This window comes from Roseomonas chloroacetimidivorans (assembly GCF_049629625.1).
Taxonomy (GTDB): domain Bacteria; phylum Pseudomonadota; class Alphaproteobacteria; order Acetobacterales; family Acetobacteraceae; genus Roseomonas; species Roseomonas chloroacetimidivorans.
Genome location: NZ_JBNBZS010000116.1, coordinates 1 through 12985 on the forward strand (window position 1 = coordinate 1; position 12985 = coordinate 12985).

Sequence of the window (12985 nt, forward strand, 5' to 3'; positions counted from 1 at the left end):
GACCTTCTCCCAGACCGCATCGCTCACCACAAACCGATCCCGATCCATCCCTGCCGCCACTCCGCCAAAGCGGAGCTTGAATCACACCCAGACCACCATGGGAATCCTGAATGTCAACGGGCCTTAGCAAGCCCAGAGATGTATCATAATAGTCACGCACCTGTGTGACCTGTTCACCTTGCCGGGGCCAAGGTGTTTTACGTTCTCGCGCAACCAACCGGCCGATCTCTGTCACGCCTGGCCCAGCAGCGTAAGGCGCGATTTCATCTGTCGAAAGATCCGCCCAGGCCGGCATCTGCCGGAGCGATGCATCGGACCAGAATGCCAGCGGCGCGGCAGCCGCAGCCTCGTCCGCTAGGCCAGCCCAGGCAAGCCAGAGCGGCACGCGGACGGCGTCGTAGGAGAAGCGGGCTGGCCATCCTTCCGCAGGCGAGACCTGGCCGTCCTGCCGCCGGACGGCAAGCCAGTCCGGCGGGAGTCCCCAGCGTCCGAAACGGGCCGCACGGAGGAGACGCAGCCCGTCCGCCGCAACGCGGAGCCAAGCGGGATCCGGCATCGCCTCGGCCAGGGTAGAGATCGCGGGAAAGCAGTAATAGGAGGGGTTCAGGACCACATGAGTGCGGTGCTCGAAGCCACGGGCGCCGGGCAGAAGCACCAAGCTGCGGTCACAGCGACGAACCAGCAGCCGGAGCACGTCCTGCGCGATGGCCGTGCCTTCCTCGGCCAGGGCCGGATCAGACCAACGACGGCCACCGCGGCACAGGGCGGAAGCAATAAAGAGGTCACCATCGGTCGCATTGTTGCTGTCCTGCACCGCTGGCCGACGGTCCGGCTGCCAGCGCCAGGCATGCAGCGCATCCGTGTCCCGCCGCAGATTACGCCGCGTCCAGGCCAGAATCTGATCGAAAGCTGCACGGTCATCGTGGTGCTCAGCCAGGATCAGGCCCCAGCCCTGCCCCTCCGAATGGGATTGATTGCCGTTGCCGGTATCGACCACGCGTCCTTCCGGAAGCAGGAAGCGGGCCTTGAAGGCCGACCATTCCCGCCGGCCCTGCGCCGCGACAGCCGTGCCGCCGCGCAGCATCATGCCAGTAGCGCCGGCCAGCAGCCCCAGCGTTGATCGACGTGAAAGATGAAGCGGCATTCCGGCGACCTGCAGTCCGACAAGCTGGAATCCGATAAAAGGACGCTCCGCCCTGGGCCAACTCGGTATCCGACACAACCATAACGATTATATCTACAGCAGAGCAACTACTTTCGCGTTTGTTGCAAGCGGAAGCAGCCCCGTGTCAACGGGCCGGCGGGATGCCATATCGGCGCCCATGGCACCCCCTCTCCTTCTCCTTCAAGGCGTCCGCCAGGGCTTCGGCACCACGCCGCTGCTGCGTGACGCCACCCTTTCCGTCGGCCCCGGGGAGAGATTGGCCCTGGTCGGGCGAAACGGCTCGGGCAAATCCACCCTGCTCAAGATTGCGGCGGGGCTGATCACCCCCGATGGTGGATCGCGCTTCGTCCAGCCCGGCGCCACGCTCCGCTACCTCCCGCAGGAGCCCGATCTCTCCGGCTATCCCAATACTCTCTCCTATGTGGAGGCGGCGCTCGGGCCGGGGGACGATCCCTACCGGGCCCGCTACCTGCTGGAGCAGCTTGGCCTGACCGGGGAAGAGGAGCCCGCCCGCCTGTCGGGCGGCGAGGCGCGGCGCGCGGCGCTCGCTTCGGTCCTCGCCCCCTCCCCCGACATCCTGCTGCTGGACGAACCGACTAACCATCTCGACCTGCCAGCGATCGAGTGGCTGGAATCCGAGTTGTCCTCGATGCGCGCCGCCCTTGTGCTCATCAGCCACGACCGGCGCTTTCTGGAGTCCCTTTCCCGCGCCATGGTCTGGCTGGACCGTGGCGCCACCCGGCGGCTGGAACAGGGTTTCAGCCAGTTCGAGGCCTGGCGCGACCAGGTGCTGGAAGAGGAGGAGCGCGACGCGCACAAGTTGGCCCGCGAGATCGTGCGCGAGGAGCACTGGCTGCGCTACGGCGTCACGGCCCGGCGCAAGCGCAACATGCGACGCGTCGGCGAATTGCAGACATTGCGGGAAAAGCACCGGCAGCGCCGCGGCCCGCAGGGCGGCGTGAGGCTGGCCGCCACCGAGGCGGACGGATCAGGCAGCCTGGTGGTCGCTGCCGAGGGAGTCTCAAAATCCTATGACGGCCGCGCCGTCGTGCGGGACGTCTCGGTGCGGATTCTGCGCGGCGACCGGGTGGGCATCGTCGGCCCCAATGGCGCGGGCAAGACGACGCTGCTGAACATGCTGACGGGTGTTCTGGCGCCGGATTCCGGCGAGGTGCGGCTGGGCACGGGAATCGAGATGGTCACGCTCGACCAACGCCGTGCCAGCCTGGACAGTTCGATGACCCTGTCGGACGCACTGACAGAGGGACGTGGCGACATGGTGCATGTCGGCGGCACGCCGCGGCACGTCATCGGCTACATGAAGGACTTCCTTTTCCTGCCGGAGCAGGCACGCACGCCGCTCGGCGTGCTTTCGGGCGGGGAGCGGGCGCGGGTGATGCTGGCGCGCGCCATGGCGCGGCCAAGCAACCTCCTGGTATTGGACGAGCCGACCAACGACCTGGACCTGGAGACGCTTGATCTGCTGCAGGAGATGATCGCGGAGTACCAGGGCACGGTGCTCGTGGTCAGCCATGACCGCGACTTCCTCGACCGGGTCGCCACGAGCGTCATCGCTTACGAGGGCGACGGGCGCTGGCAGGAATATGCGGGCGGCTATTCCGACATGGTCGCGCAGCGCGGGCATGGCGTGCGCGCGCGGGCCGAGGCGCAGGCAGCGACGGCAGCTTCCGCCGCGAAGCGCAACGGCGAGGCGTCCGCCGCACCGGCGGGGCGCCCGCGCCTGACCATGGCGGAGATGCAGGCGCTCAAGACGCTGCCCGGAGAGATGGAAAAGCTCTCGGCCGAGATCACGAAGCTGAACGAGATCCTGGCCGATCCGCAGCTCTATACGCGCGACCCTGCGCGCTTCGCCAAGGCGACGGAGCTGCTCGCGCAGCGCCAGGATGCGCTGGCGAAGGCCGAGGAGCGCTGGCTGGAACTGGAAATGCGGCGCGAGGAGGCCGAAGCCGCCCCCGCACGCTGACCTCCCAGGGGCGGTCGCACACCATCTGGCGAGCCGCCCCGAAGGGTATCAGTTGCGAGTCGTCACCGGCACATCATCACGGGCATTTCGGCATTCTCCAGCACGTGGCGCGTGACGCCGCCCAGGATGAGCTGACGGATGCGGGAATGGCTGTAGGCGCCCATGCAGAGCAGGTCCGCTCCGAAGTCGCGCGCGGCGCCGAGCAGCCCGGCACCCACCTCCCGCGTGATCGGCTGGAACTCCACCGGCTCCGCCGTGATGTTGTGCCAGCGCAAATAGGCGAGGATGCCCGACACATCCGGCCCGCGCCGCTGGTAGTCCTTGCTGTACAGGACGCGGACTGCCTCGGCCCGGTGCAGCCAGGGCAGCGCGGCGGCAATGGCGGCCGCGCTCTCCGCCGTGCCGTTCCAGGCACAGCAGACGCGGGTGCCGATGGTGGTGGGCGGCAGGCGGGGCGCGATCAGCACCGGACGCCCGCTGTCGAACAGGATGGCGTGCAGCGCGTCGGAGGAGGACACGTCCTCCTTGGAGTCCGGATGCGGCACCACGGCCATGTCGTAGAGGCGTGACTGCTGCGCCACCAGATCCTCCTCCCGCCCCGCGACGGAAGCGAAGGAAAGGGTGGCGGCATCCGCCTTCTCGGCCGCCTCGGCGGAGCTGGCCAGGACCACGTCCTTGCCATCGACGAAGCGCTCGAACAGGGCCTGCACGCGGCTGGCGCGATCGCCCGACTCGCGCTCGGTCGCGGCCATCATCTCCTCGATCATGGCGCCCGACAGGCCCTCGCCGGCCAGTGGCGCCACGTCGCGCGCATCCACGCGCACATGGAGGCAGTGCACATGCGAATGCCAAATGCGGGCGATCATCACGGCAGTCTGTAGCGCGGCCTCGCCCGCGGCTGTGCCGGTCAGGGGCAGGAGGATGCGGCGGTAGGCCATGTGCGTCGGTCTCCGTCGTGGTCCGGTGGAAGGCGCATCATGCGCCACCACCGCCCCCGGCCGAATCCGGCCGGGTAACCTGGGTTTACCACGTTTCGAATTGGGCAGCCGCAAGCGCCTCCGCCAGGGGGTCACCCGTCGCATCGACACGGCGCCAGCTTATCTCACCGGCGTCCCGCCGCGCCGCGCTTTCCAGCACCGCGACGGTCGCGTCCGAGGCGTCTCCCGACCGGCCGGCGACGCGCGCACGCAAGACATTCATGGGCGCCTCCAGCCAGAGTCCGATAAAAGGAACACCGGCCTGTTGTGCAACGGCCTCGATGGCGGCGCGGCGGGCGGGATCGAGGAAGGCGGCGTCGGCCAGCACCGCATGGCCACCGCGCAGCGCTGCTTCCGCATCGCTGAAGAGCGCGGCATGCACCGCGTCGCTCGATGCCCCGGTATAGGATTCGGGTGGCAGCGTCCTTTCGGGCGGCACGCCGGCCAGGCGCTTCCGGATTTCATCGCTTCGCAGATGCAGCGCGCCGGGTGCGGCGCCGAAGTGCGGCGCCAGCGCGCGGCCAAGCCGCGTCTTTCCCGTGCCAGGCAGCCCACCCACCGCGATCAGCCTTGGCGGCGGCGGACGCAGATAGGCATCGGCTTCCGCGAGGAAAGCCCGCGCACCTTCGTCCTGTCCGCTTATCCGCCCCAGGCAATGTGCGCGGATCAGAGCGCGGGAAGAAAGCCAGAGTGGCAGCCCGGCGACGAGCGCCGCATCGCCGCCCACCGCGATTGCCCTGTTCAGCACCCTGCACGCCGCCGCGCGCCCGCAGCGCCGCAGCAGGTCTGCGATGAGGAAAGCGAGGTCGTAGCCCGTGTCGATCGTCGCCAGCTCTTCGTCGAATTCCAAGGCGTCGAACGGCGTCGGCTGGCCCTTCCAGAGCAGCAGGTTCCCGAGATGCAGGTCGCCGTGACACCGGCGGATGCGCCCCTCGACCGCTCGCGCGCGCAGCACGGGTGCCAAGCGGCGCAGCCATCGCCCGCTGGCGCGGCGCCAGGCCAGAACGCGCCGCGGGTCCAGCCCGGCGGCGCATGCTGCGCGCGCATTGCTCCGCAGCACGGCGTCGAAGCGCGCCACTGGGTCGGGTCCGGTCGCAGCGGGGGGATAGGTCGCGCGCAGGGCCACGGCCGTGTCGCCCAGCGCGTCCTGCATGGCCTCGTCCAGACCACCTCGCTCGGCCACCGAGTCCAGAACGTCTTCTGGCGGCACCGGGGCCATTTCCAGGACCCATTCCACCGCGGCTGGATCATCGGCGGCTACCAGCCGGTCCGCCGCGGCAGGAACGCCATGGACACTGCGGTAGAGGCCGGGCGCCGCCGGCGCGTTCAGCTCCAGCTCGCGCACCACGTAGCGCCGGCGAGCCTCCGGGGTCGTGAAATCCAGAAAGCCGAGACCGACCGCCTTCTTCATCTTCAGGACCCGGTCGGGTCCGATGAAGACGGCGGAAATATGCGTCTCCACGGGCGACGCCCCGCCGGTGAGCCGTGCGAGAAGTGCGGCCGCCCCTGCCTGCTCCGCCGGAATCGTCACCGTCCCACCTTCAGGGCCCACCTTCAGGGCCCATCTTCAGGGATAGAGGCGCCCGGTCCTCCAGCCTTCCCCGGTTCGTGTGAAAACCAGCCGGTCATGCATGCGGAAGGGCATATCCTGCCAGAACTCGATCCGGGCGGGCAGGACGCGGAAGCCACCCCAGTGGGGCGGGCGGGGCACTTCGTCAGGATAGACCGACTCCAGCGCCTTCACGCGCTCCTCGAAGGCAGCGCGGGAGGGCAGCGGGCGGGACTGGTCGGAGGCCGCCGAGGCGATGCGCGACCCGCGCGAGCGGGAGGCGAAATAGGCGTCGGATTCCGCCGTGGTCACCCGCTCGACCAGACCCTCGACCCGAACCTGCCGGCGCAGGGACTTCCAATGGAAGAGCAGCGCCGCGCGGGGGTTGGACAGCAGTTCCCCACCCTTCCGGCTCTCCTCATTGGTGTAGAAGACGAAGCCGCGGTCATCCCGGCCCTTCAGCAGCACCATTCGGGCCGAGGGCCAGCCATCGGGTGTGCTCGTCGCCAGGCACATGGCGTTGGGATCATTGGGCTCCCGGGCCGTGGCCTCAGCGAACCAGGCATCGAACAGGCCATAGGGTTCGGCCGCGTCGGGAATGCCGGCGGCATAGGCCTCGCCGGCGGGGACCTCAGTGGTCAGGCTCATGCGTTCGGCCCCTTGTTACGTCGAAGCCGGTGTGCCACCCCTCCCCGCCCATCGCAACCAATCCCCGCCCGCCTGGAGGAATCCATGGAAGACGCCAAAGTCGTGGCTGATGCCGCCCTCCTTCCTGCCAGGGGGGATCTGATGAAAGGCCGCCGCGGCATCGTGATGGGCGTCGCCAATGACCGCTCCATTGCCTGGGCCATCGCCCAGGCCGCGGCCGCCCAGGGCGCAGAACTGGCCTTCACCTATCAGGGCGAAGCCCTGGAGAAGCGGGTGCGCCCGCTGGCGGCCAGCATCGGCTCCGATCTGCTGGTCCCCTGCGACGTCTCGGACGAGGACGCGATCGACGCCGCCTTTGCCAAGGTGCAGGAGCGTTGGGACGGGATCGACTTCCTGGTCCACGCCATCGGCTTCGCGGACAAGCAGTATCTGCGCGGCCGCTACCTGGATACGCCCAAGGCTGCCTTCCTCCAGGCGCTGGACATTTCCTGCTTCTCTTTCGTCTCGGTCTCCCGCAGGGCCGCCGCGATGATGAAGCCGGGTGGCTCGCTCCTGACCCTCAGCTATCTCGGCGCGGAGCGCTGGACGCCCCATTACAACGTGATGGGCGTGGCAAAGGCGGCGCTGGAAGCCAGCGTGCGCTACATGGCTGCCGATCTGGGCGATTCGGGCATCCGCGTGAACGCCATCTCGGCCGGGCCGATCAAGACGCTCGCGGCCAGCGGGATCGGTGACTTCCGCTACATCCTCAAGTGGAACCAGTACAACTCGCCCATGCGCCGCAATGTCGGGCTGGAGGAGGTGGGCGGCGCAGGCCTCTACTTCCTCTCCCCGCTCTCGGGCGGCGTGACGGGCGAGGTTCACCACGTGGATTGCGGCTACCACATCGTCGGCATGAAGCACCCCGAGGCTCCGGACATCACCATCGAGAAGGGCTGATGTCCCACAATACCTTCGGCCATCTCTTCCGTGTCACCACCTGGGGCGAAAGCCACGGCCCGGCTATCGGCGGGGTAGTGGATGGCTGCCCGCCGGGGCTTTCGCTGACGGAAGCGGACATCCAGCCCTGGCTGGACCGCCGCCGTCCCGGCCAGTCGAAATTCGTCACGCAGCGACAGGAACCGGATGAGGTCCGCATCCTCTCCGGCACCTTCGAGGGGCTGACAACCGGCACGCCGATCTCTCTGATTATAGAGAATAAGGACCAGCGATCCCGCGATTATGGCGAGATCGCGGAAAGCTTCAGGCCCGGCCATGCCGACCTCGCCTACCACCTGAAATACGGCGTGCGGGACTATCGCGGCGGCGGGCGCTCCTCTGCCCGGGAGACGGCGATGCGGGTGGCTGCCGGGGCGGTCGCGCGCAAGGTGCTGGGCTCGGGCGTGACCATCCGCGGCGCCCTGGTTGCCATGGGTGGCGATGCGGTGGACCGCGCCAACTGGGACTGGCAGGCAGCGGAGGAGAACGACTTCTTCTGCCCGGACCGCGCCGCCGCAGCCCGTTGGGAGGAGAGGCTCCTTACCCTGCGCAAGGCCGGATCCAGTGTCGGTGCCGTGATCGAGGTCGTGGCGGAGGGCATTCCGCCCGGCCTCGGCGCCCCGATCTATGGCAAGCTCGATGCCGAGATCGCAGCGGCCCTCATGTCGATCAATGCCGTCAAGGGCGTGGAAATCGGCGAGGGCTTCGCAGCCGCGGCCATGACCGGCGAGGAGAATGCCGACGAAATGCGAATGGGCCAGGATAACAAGGTTGATTTCCTGGCCAATCACGCGGGGGGCATCCTGGGCGGCATCTCCACCGGCCAGCCGGTTGTCGCACGCTTCGCGGTGAAGCCTACCTCCTCGATCCTCGTGCCCCGCCGAACGGTGGACCGGCACGGCCAGGACCGGGAGCTGATCACCAAGGGCCGCCACGATCCCTGCGTCGGCATCCGTGCCGTACCGGTGGGGGAGGCAATGATGGCCTGTGTGCTGGCGGACGCCCTGATGCGTCACCGCGCCCAGGTGCCGGATGCGCCTCTTTCTACCCGCCTCCCGAGAAACTGAAGCGCCGCGTTCTTTATCCGAGTGTTGCGCTCGGTTATTCGGATGGCACCAGCGAGGTGCTTTTGCCATGCCGATCCAAGACGCCGGCGCCCGGAGCGCAGCGGGTCATCAGACGGATCCCTCGGTGGACCCGAAGCTCCTCCCCGGCTTCTTTGGCTTGGCAGGCGCGAAGCGTTGGGCGGCACGGCTCGAGGATATCGGCCGGCGTGCCGCCGTCCGCTCCTTCACCGGCCGGGCGGCGCAGGAGCGGCACGCGCTGGAATTGACGCTCCATCGCCTCTCCTGCTCCAGGGCCCTGGAAGGGGCCAGCCCAGCGGAGCGCCAGATCCTCTCTTATGCACGCGAGGCCGTGCGGCTCGCCAACGAGCTGCCCACAGCGCCACGGCAGCGACTGCGGGCCCAGCTTCTCGCCGGGCTGACGGGGGAGGCCAATCTCATTCCCCTGTTCCACCTGCTCCGCGTCGCTGCCCTGCACCGTGCACGCGGTTTCGAGGTCCGCTTCACCGGCCTGGCAGATGGCACGCCACATGATCTTCTGATCTCCCGCCTGGGTGCCGAGGCGGAGGTCGTCTGCGAGACCGTCTCGGCCGAGGAAGGCCGCCATATGCCGCGCGGAGACTGGTGCGCCCTGGTGGACGGGATCAATCCTGACCTCCAGACCTGGCTTGCTGCTCATCCGGGCCGCTATGTCCTCAAGATGAGCCTGCCGGACGGGCTGAAGCAGGACGCGCTGGACGTGGCGGAGCTGCAACGCCGGATCGTCGCGATGCTGCGGGAGCGCAAACGCCAGGACGCGGGCACGGATGCCGTCCTGAAGCTCGATCCGCTCCTGCTTGCCGGCTCGCAGACCGCCGCGCCCGCCACCGTATTGCGCGCGCTCTTTGGGCCGGAGGCGCATCTGGCGGTCGCCCAGGGCAACGGCAACGTGCTGGTACTGGCGGCGCGCGCCGGACAGGCCAGCGACATCGCCCAGGCCGTATGTCGCCGCATGGTGGCGGCGGCCCCCCGGCTCAGCGGCCAGCGACCCGGCATTCTCGCCATTTTCCTCGACGACCTCGGCCGGCAGGAATGGCGCGGGCTGCGGGATCGCATGGAGCTGGAGGGCGCGGCCCGGCGCCTGCTCACGACCGATGCGGCACGCCATGTCTCCGCGGTCTCCTGCGCCTCGCGCATGGAGATGTTCGGGATGGCCTCACCGGACGCGGCGGCCGACGGCGAGCTGCGCTTCCGTAATCCCGGCCGTAGCTCTCCGCATGATGCGGCCCTGCTTCCGGCCCTTGCCTCGCTGGGCTGAACCCGGCAGCCGACGAACACATTTCCGCTTCTTCAACACGGAAACCCTCGCTTCGAGGCGCCGTTCAGCCCATGCTGCACTGCGAGACGAGGGATAGCGTATGACCGAAACCGAGGTGGAGAAGGCACAAGCTGAACTTGATCGGCTTCTGAACGACCCGGATGTCCGCATGGATCCGGCGCGTGTCTGGGCCCTGGCCGGCCGTCTCTCCTCCGCTACGACGACTAAGGCGCCGAGCCCGGCAGCGGGCTGACGCCGCCGCCCGCCGCGCGATCATCAGACGCGGCGGGCGCCGATCAGGAACTCCTTGTTTCCCTCTGGCCCCGTGATCGGGCTTTCGGTGATCCCGATCACCTCCCATCCCGGCAGCGCCGACCACCAGCTCCTGACTTTCGCGCAGACGGCGCGGTGGACATTCGGGTCGCGCACGACACCGCCCTTCCCGACCATGCCCGGCCCTGCCTCGAATTGCGGCTTGATCAACGCCACCGCGAAGGCGCCCGGCGCAGTCAGGCCCAGGGCGGCTGGCAGTACCGTCGCCAGGCCGATGAAGGACGCATCGCAGACCACGGCCCCGACCGGTTCCGGAATCTGCGCGGCCTCCAGATAGCGGGCGTTCATCCGCTCCATCACCACCACCCGCGGGTCGTTCCTCAGGCTCCAGGCCAGCTGGCCATGGCCGACATCCACCGCATAGACCCGCGCGGCGCCGTGATGCAGCAGCACATGGGTGAAGCCGCCGGTGGAGGCGCCGACATCGATGCAGACCCGTCCCTTCGGATCCAGCCCGAAGGCCTGCAATCCATGATCCAGCTTCAGCCCGCCGCGGCTAACCCAGGGATGGTCCTGCCCGCGCACCTCCAGCGCGTCGCCCTCCCGCAACTCCTGACCCGGCTTGTCGATCCGGCGCTCACCGCTGAACACCTTGCCGGCAAGGATAAGCGCCTGCGCGCGGGTGCGGCTCTCCGCCAGGCCGCGTTCCACCAGGGCGGCGTCGGCGCGCTGCTTGGCCGGCTTGGTCTGGGGCAAGTCTGTCCTCCGGGAATGCGGGGCACAGGATAGCAGCCCTCGCGCCAATGGCCGATGCATGAGTCTATCCCGGGTGTGCCGAGCTTGCTCATGACGCGATGAGGGTAGAGACAAGGCAGCAAAGCAGGTCACCCTCCCGGCCGCATGGAGAAACGCCCATGATCACCCGACGCGCCGCAGCCGGCGCCATCCTGGCCAGCGCCGCCCTGTCCCGCCCATCCCTCGCGCAGACTCCCTGGCCGGCGGGACGCCCCATCGAGATTATCGTTCCCTACCCGCCGGCTGGCGGCATCGACGTGATGGCGCGGCTGCTGACGAAGTACCTGCCCGCGCAGTTGCCCGGTGCGAATTTCGTGGTCACGAATCGCGTCGGTGCGGGTGGGCAGATCGGCAATGAGGCGATCTTCACCGCCCGCTCCGATGGGTACACCCTTGGCGCCGTCGCGACTCTTGGCTTCATCACCAAGGCACTGGAGCGACCGGTGCGCTGGAGGACCGAGGAGTTCACCTATCTCGCCAATGTCGTGGACGATCCTGGCGCCTTCTGGGTTCGGGCGGACTCGCCCTTCCGGAACATCGCCGATTTCCGGGCGGCCGCGGCGAAGCGGGAGGAGGCGGTCTCGGTCGGCACCGCCGCCGGCACTTCCTCCGACGACCACCTGTTGCTGCTCGCCTTCGAGGCAGCCGCGGGGGTGAAGGCGCTGCATGCGCCCTATAACGGTACGGCGATCGCGATCCGCGACCTGCTGGGCGGCCAGCTCGACGTTGCCTCCTACAATGTCAGTGAGGGGCTGACGCTGTTCCGGGAGGGGCGCACCCGCTGCCTCGGCCAGGCCTCGACCACGCGTTGGTCCGCCATGGCGGATGTGCCGACGATCCGGGAACAGGGGCTCGACGTGCTGGGCGGCTCCGCCCGCGGCTTCGTCGCCCCGCCCGGCCTGTCTGGCGAGATCACGACACGACTCATCAGTGCCTTCAGCGCGATCTTGTCCGATGCGGAGTTCCTCGCGGAGGCGGAACGCCTCAACCTGCCGCTGCGGCCGTTGCTCGGAGCAGCCTACAAGGACTCGGTGCGTGCGGAGGAGACCGCAGCGAGGGTGCTGTACGAGCGCACGCCCTGGTCCACCAAGCCCTGAGAGGAAAGTCCCGAGAATGCACCATGTGGTCGTCGCCGACCCAATCCATCCTGACGGAATCCGGCGCCTGCTTGAGGCACCCGGCATTACGCTGGACCATCCCGATGCCCCTGCCGGCCCCGATCTCGCGACACGTCTGCGGGATGCCGAGGCACTGATCGTGCGCGGCACGGTGGTCGATTCCGCCCTGCTGGCCATGGCGCCGAAGCTGCGCATGGTCTGCCGCCACGGCGTCGGCTACGACCTGGTGGATGTGCCGGCGATGACGGCGCGCGGCGTGCTGGTGATGATTACGCCCGAGGCGAATGCGGCTTCGGTCGCCGAGCATGCGTTGATGCTCATGCTCGCGGTCGCGCGTCAGGTGCTGCCGGTGGATGCCGGCGTGCGCCGGGGCGTGTGGCGCGTGCAGGGCCAGTCCCGCACCTTCGAGCTGGGCGGGCGCCGCGTGCTGGTGCTGGGCTTTGGCCGCATCGGAACCCGCGTCGCCAAGCTCTGCGCGGCCTTCGGCATGAGGGTGATGGTGCACGACCCCTACATGCCCGCTGGCACCATCCGCGGCGCGGGCTATGAGGCGGTGAAGGATCGCGATGCTGGCCTCGCGGCGGCTGACATCGTCACGCTGCACCTGCCGGCCAGCGACGCCACGCGCGGCATGGTCGATGCGCTCTTCCTGGCTGCGATGAAGCCGGGCGCCGTGTTGGTGAACACCGCGCGCGGCACGCTGGTGGATGAGGCGGCGCTGGAGGCCGCTCTGCGCTCCGGGCATCTCGGCGGTGCCGGGCTGGACGTGCTGCGGGTGGAGCCGATGACCGAGCCGGTGCCGCTTCTCGCGCAGGAAAACCTTGTGGTCACGCCGCATGTCGCGGCGAGCACAGCGGAAGGGCTCCAGCGCATGGCCTGGGATGCGGCGGGGAACGTGATCGACTTCCTGGCGGGGCGGCCGGATCCGGATGCGGTGGTGAACCGGGAACTGCTGGGCCGATAGAAAAAGGGCCGGGGGATGTTCCCCCGGCCCTTCGTGGTTTCACTACGCCCCTAAGCTCTGGCGGGTCTGATGGCCTGGTCCTGGCCGAGGGCGTCGCGTGCGGCGCGTGCGATCTGGGGTGCGTTGAGGCCGGCGAGGTCGTACTGCTTTTTGGGTGTATCGTGGTCGATATA

General features: G+C 68.7%; 12 protein-coding genes. 7 read left to right on the forward strand and 5 right to left on the reverse strand.

What is annotated here, in order from left to right; translation table 11 throughout:
* Positions 1-1144 (reverse strand): family 8 glycosyl hydrolase (locus ACO1BU_RS33085; protein ID WP_424140186.1); only part of this gene is annotated, 1144 nt, incomplete at its 3' end.
* Positions 1145-1322: 178 nt separating this feature from the next.
* On the opposite strand from ACO1BU_RS33085, the gene ACO1BU_RS33090 reads away from it, so the two are divergent.
* Positions 1323-3149 (forward strand): ABC-F family ATP-binding cassette domain-containing protein, encoded by a 1827-nt coding sequence (locus ACO1BU_RS33090; RefSeq protein ID WP_424140187.1) that lies wholly within the window; start codon positions 1323-1325, stop codon positions 3147-3149.
* Positions 3150-3211: 62 nt separating this feature from the next.
* On the opposite strand, the gene ACO1BU_RS33095 is transcribed toward ACO1BU_RS33090, so the two are convergent.
* From ACO1BU_RS33095 to pdxH, 3 genes are all read right to left on the reverse strand, one after another.
* A complete protein-coding gene (locus ACO1BU_RS33095) occupies positions 3212-4087 on the reverse strand; it encodes a universal stress protein (RefSeq protein ID WP_424140188.1) in 876 nt (291 codons plus the stop codon).
* Between the two features lie 85 nt (positions 4088-4172).
* Positions 4173-5657, reverse strand: a complete 1485-nt coding sequence (locus tag ACO1BU_RS33100) for a bifunctional aminoglycoside phosphotransferase/ATP-binding protein (RefSeq protein WP_424140189.1) — start codon at positions 5655-5657, stop codon at positions 4173-4175.
* A gap of 36 nt (positions 5658-5693) precedes the next feature.
* Entirely contained in the window at positions 5694-6323 is a 630-nt protein-coding gene (gene pdxH, locus ACO1BU_RS33105; RefSeq protein ID WP_424140190.1) for a pyridoxamine 5'-phosphate oxidase, read from the reverse strand.
* Between the two features lie 84 nt (positions 6324-6407).
* Here pdxH and fabI point away from each other — a divergent pair, with 84 nt between their 5' ends.
* From fabI to ACO1BU_RS33125, 4 genes are all read left to right on the forward strand, one after another.
* Positions 6408-7262 carry an enoyl-ACP reductase FabI gene (gene fabI / locus ACO1BU_RS33110; protein ID WP_424140191.1) on the forward strand — a complete coding sequence of 285 codons (855 nt, stop codon included), beginning with the start codon at positions 6408-6410 and terminating at the stop codon, positions 7260-7262.
* Positions 7262-8368, forward strand: a complete 1107-nt coding sequence (aroC, locus tag ACO1BU_RS33115; protein ID WP_424140192.1) for a chorismate synthase — start codon at positions 7262-7264, stop codon at positions 8366-8368. Before fabI ends, aroC begins: the two co-directional genes overlap by 1 nt.
* 67 nt (positions 8369-8435) lie before the next feature.
* Positions 8436-9662 (forward strand): hypothetical protein, encoded by a 1227-nt coding sequence (locus tag ACO1BU_RS33120; RefSeq protein WP_424140193.1) that lies wholly within the window; start codon positions 8436-8438, stop codon positions 9660-9662.
* Between the two features lie 100 nt (positions 9663-9762).
* Positions 9763-9915, forward strand: coding sequence for a peptide chain release factor 1 (locus ACO1BU_RS33125; protein ID WP_424140194.1), 153 nt, complete (start codon positions 9763-9765; stop codon positions 9913-9915).
* 23 nt (positions 9916-9938) lie between these two features.
* On the opposite strand, the gene ACO1BU_RS33130 is transcribed toward ACO1BU_RS33125, so the two are convergent.
* Positions 9939-10691, reverse strand: a complete 753-nt coding sequence (locus ACO1BU_RS33130; protein WP_424140195.1) for a TlyA family RNA methyltransferase — start codon at positions 10689-10691, stop codon at positions 9939-9941.
* Positions 10692-10849: 158 nt separating this feature from the next.
* Here ACO1BU_RS33130 and ACO1BU_RS33135 point away from each other — a divergent pair, with 158 nt between their 5' ends.
* Together ACO1BU_RS33135 and ACO1BU_RS33140 are read left to right on the forward strand one after the other, a co-directional pair.
* Positions 10850-11827 (forward strand): tripartite tricarboxylate transporter substrate binding protein, encoded by a 978-nt coding sequence (locus ACO1BU_RS33135; RefSeq protein ID WP_424140196.1) that lies wholly within the window; start codon positions 10850-10852, stop codon positions 11825-11827.
* Positions 11828-11843: 16 nt separating this feature from the next.
* Positions 11844-12812 carry a hydroxyacid dehydrogenase gene (locus tag ACO1BU_RS33140; RefSeq protein WP_424140197.1) on the forward strand — a complete coding sequence of 323 codons (969 nt, stop codon included), beginning with the start codon at positions 11844-11846 and terminating at the stop codon, positions 12810-12812.
* Positions 12813-12985 lie beyond the last annotated feature (173 nt).